Source organism: Belnapia moabensis DSM 16746, from assembly GCF_000745835.1.
Taxonomy (GTDB): domain Bacteria; phylum Pseudomonadota; class Alphaproteobacteria; order Acetobacterales; family Acetobacteraceae; genus Belnapia; species Belnapia moabensis.
Genome location: NZ_JQKB01000271.1, coordinates 1 through 1,504 on the forward strand (window position 1 = coordinate 1; position 1,504 = coordinate 1,504).

The 1,504-nt window shown below is 70.5% G+C and carries 1 protein-coding gene; it reads left to right on the forward strand.

Annotated features, from left to right (window positions below; all coding sequences use genetic code 11):
* The first annotated feature begins 8 nt into the window (after positions 1 to 8).
* On the forward strand, positions 9 to 1,328 hold the full coding sequence (locus EP26_RS30805) for an IS1380 family transposase (RefSeq protein ID WP_052389907.1): 1,320 nt from the start codon (positions 9 to 11) through the stop codon (positions 1,326 to 1,328).
* Positions 1,329 to 1,504 lie beyond the last annotated feature (176 nt).

A 1,504-nucleotide genomic window follows, 5' to 3' on the forward strand; every position in this document is an offset into this window, starting at 1 on the left:
CCCCGCCGCTGCCCGGCCTGTCATCGGTTGGCGGCAAGCTCCTGATCGCCCGCTTCGACGGCGGGCAACTCTCCTCCGACGGCGGCCTGCTGGCCTTGCGCGAGGTCGAGCGCCGCCTCGGCATTGCCGACCGGCTGGCAGCCTGCATCGACGACCCGCGCTCGCCGGAGCGGGTCCGGCACCGCCTCGCTGCCATCTTGCGCTTCCGCATGCTCATGATCGCGGCCGGCTACGAGGACGGCAACGACGCCGACAGCCTGCGGCACGATCCGGTCTTCAAGCTCGCCCTCGACACGCTGCCCGAGGGCGCGCCGCTCTGCTCGCAGCCGACCATCTCCCGGCTCGAGAACCTGCCGGATGTGCGGGCGCTGCTGCGGATGGCCCGTGCCATGGTGGGGCTCTACTGCGCCAGCTTCCGGCAGGTGCCCCGCCGCATCGTGCTCGACATCGACGACACCTTCGATGCCGTCCACGGCGGGCAGCAACTGCGGCTCTTCAACGCCTACTATGACGAGTATGGCTTCCAGCCCATCGTGGTGTTCGACGGCGAGGGCCGGCCCGTGGCCGCCATGCTGCGCCCGGCCCGGCGTCCGACAGGTGCCGAGGCCCGCGCTTTTCTGCGCCGGCTGGTGCGCGAGATCCGCGGCCATTGGCCTCGGGTCGAGATCCTGATCCGCGCTGACAGCCACTACTGCGCCCCAGAGGTGCTCGACCTCTGCCGCGCCGAGCGGCTGGACTTCCTGCTCGGCGTCGCCTCCACCACCACGCTCCGTCGGCACGTCGCGGCGCTGGAGCAGAGCACCGCCGCCCGGCGCGCCGCCATGCCGGGCAGCGACAAGCTCCGCCGCTACAAGGAGTTCTTGGACGGCGCCGGCAGCTGGAGCCGGGTCGAGCGCATCATCGCTCGGGTCGAGGCCGGACCGCAGGGCACCGACACGCGCTTCGTGGTCACCAACCTTGCCGGCGGCACGCCGCGGCAGATCTACGAGGACCTCTACTGTGTGAGAGGTCAGGCCGAGAACCATATCAAGGCCTGGCGTCGCCACCTCGCCGCCGACCGCACGTCGTGCAGCCGCGCCACCGCCAATCAGCTTCGCCTCATGCTGCACACCGGCGCCTACTGGCTGCTCTGGTCGCTGCGCAGCCTCATGCCGAAGCGCTCCACCTGGCGCGTGGCGCAGTTCGACACTCTCCGCCTCCGCCTGGTCAAGCTCGCCACCCGTGTCGTCGCGCTGAAGACCAGGGTCATGCTGCACCTGCCGAGCGCCTGTCCGGACAAGGTTGTCCTGCGCCTCGCCCTTGAGCGCATGCCACGCCTGACTTGCTGAGTGCCGGGGCGAATGCCCCGGCCGCATCCTCCGACCCGCAATCAGCCAGCCCCGCGATCCGCACCTCACCACCGGTCCCGAAGCCGGCCATGGCGACGCGCGACCGCACAACCCTGAAGCGAGGAAACCGAAGCGATTTCAGACCGCTCGTCCGCCCTCACGAATGTTGCGGGCTA